This is a genomic window from Embleya sp. NPDC005971 (assembly GCF_040629175.1).
In the GTDB taxonomy this organism is placed as follows: domain Bacteria; phylum Actinomycetota; class Actinomycetes; order Streptomycetales; family Streptomycetaceae; genus Embleya.
Genome location: NZ_JBEXUX010000175.1, coordinates 1 through 2,201, shown reverse-complemented (window position 1 = coordinate 2,201; position 2,201 = coordinate 1). Strand labels below are relative to the sequence as shown.

General features: G+C 74.6%; 1 protein-coding gene. It reads right to left on the bottom strand.

Translation table 11 applies throughout. The annotated features are described in order from the left end of the window. The coding region (locus ABZ374_RS48395; protein WP_360325193.1) for an acyltransferase domain-containing protein at positions 1-2,201 on the bottom strand (2,201 nt) is incomplete at both ends.

Sequence of the window (2,201 nt, the reverse complement as noted above, 5' to 3'; positions counted from 1 at the left end):
TGTTCGGTGATCAGGTGGCGGGCGAACAGGGCGCCGAGGGCGCCGGTTCCGCCGGTGATCAGGACCGTGCCCTCCGGCGCCAACTCCGGCCCGGCCGTCGCGGCGGCACGCACCCTGGCCAGTCGGGGGGTGCTCGCCCGTCCCGCGCGCAGGGCCACCTGGTCGTGGCCGGACACGATCGCGGTGCCGAGTTGCTCGGCGCTGGCCGTACTGCCGTCCAGGTCGATCAGGGTGATGCGGCCGGGATTCTCCACCTGGGCCGACCTGACCAGTCCCCACACCGGGGCCGCGGCCGGGTCGACGTCCTCCGCGTCGTGGGTCGCGACGGCGTTGCGCGTGACGAGCACGAGCCGGGAGGTCCCGAACGCCAGCCCGTCCTGCACCAGTTCCAGCGCTCGTACGGTGGCCCGGTGCGCCGCGGCCACCGGGTCGGTGCCGGTCGGCTCGTCGATCACGGCGACCAGGACGTCCCCGGCGGCGTCCGCGACGCTCTCGACCCGGCGGGCGGGGCCGGCCGCCGGGGTGTTCCCGAGTACGGCCCAGCCGGTGTCGGTGAGATCCTCCGGGTCGGGGAGCACGACCGGCGACCACAACACGTGGAACAGCGAGTCGGCGACCGCGCCGTCGACCCGGTCCGCGGGCGCCGCCGGACGTGCCCGCAACGCGCGCACCTCGGCGACGGGTTCGCCGGTGTCGTCGGCCAACCACACCCGGAACGCGTCCGGTCCCTTGGGCCTGATCCGGACCCGGAGCGCGCGCGGGCCGGCGGCGTAGAGGTCGAACCCGTGCCAGGACGGCTCGGTGATCTCTCGCCCGACCGCGAGCAACGGGTGCAACGCGGCGTCGAGCAGCACCGGATGGATCCCGAACGTGTCCGGGTCGACGTCCTCGGGCAACCGCACCTCGGCGAACAACTCGTCGCCGCGTTGCCACAGCGCCGCCAGCCCCCCGAACGCGGGCCCGTGTGTGCGACCGCGCTCGTCGAGCCGCCGGTGGAGGTCGTCCAGGTCGATCGGCGCGGCGTCGGCCGGCGGCCAGACGTCCAGCGCGATCGTCGGCGCCGGCGCCGGCTCGGTGAGCAGGCCGGTGGCGTGTACCTGCCACGGCACGGCCGAACCGTCCCCATCCGGCCGGGAGCCGATGGTGATCCGCCGGTGCCCGTCCGCGTCGGCCGCGCCCATGGTGACCTGCACCTGGACCTTGCCGTCGTCCGGGACGGTCAGCGGGACGTCGACGGTCAGCTCGGCGACGCCGGAACAGCCCACCTCGTCGCCGGCCCGGACCGCCAACTCGACCATGGCCGCCGCAGGCAGCGTGGCGATGCCGCCGACCCGGTGGTCGGCGAGCCAGGGCTGGGCGTGCAGCGAGAGCCCGCCGGTGAACACCGCACCGTCACCGCCGGCGAGCACGATGGCCGCCGTCAGCAGCGGGTGTTCCGGTGAGGTCAGGCCGATCCCGCCGGCCTTGCGCCCGCCCGGCGAGGTGCCGTCCAGCCAGTAGCTCTGGTGTTGGAAGGCGTAGGTGGGCAGGTCGGTCAGGGTCGCGGCGGTCCCGGTGAACAGGCGGGACCAGTCGACGGTGTGCCCGCCGGTGTGCAGGTGCGCGAGGGCGGTCACGGCGGTGGCGACCTGCGGCCGTCCCCGGCGTTGCAGCGCGGTGAACGACGCGTCGGCCACGCTCTGCGGGCCCATCGCGGTGAGCACGCCGTCGGGGCCGATCTCCACGAAGCGGGTCACACCCGCCGCGCGCAGTCGGGTGACGTGATCGGCGAACCGCACCGGCTCGCGCACGTGATCCACCCAGTACCGGGCCGAACACACCTCCTCGGCGGTCGCGGCCATCGGGACGACCGGCTCGGTCAACTCGACCCCGGCCAGCACCGCGGCGAACTCGTCCAGGACCGGATCCATCAACGGCGAGTGGAACGCGTGACTGACCGTCAACCGGTTCGTCTTGCGTCCCCGCGCCCGCAGTTCGTCCGCGACCTCGACGACGACGTCCTCGACGCCGGAGATCACCACCGCCGACGGCCCGTTGACCGCCGCGATGCCGGCCTCCTTCTCCCGCCCGCGCAACAACTCGACGACCTCGGCCTCCGCGGCCCCGACCGCGACCATCGCCCCGCCCTCGGGCAACGCCTGCATCAACCGGCCACGCGCGGCGACCACCCGACAGGCGTCGTCCAACGTCAACACCCCGGC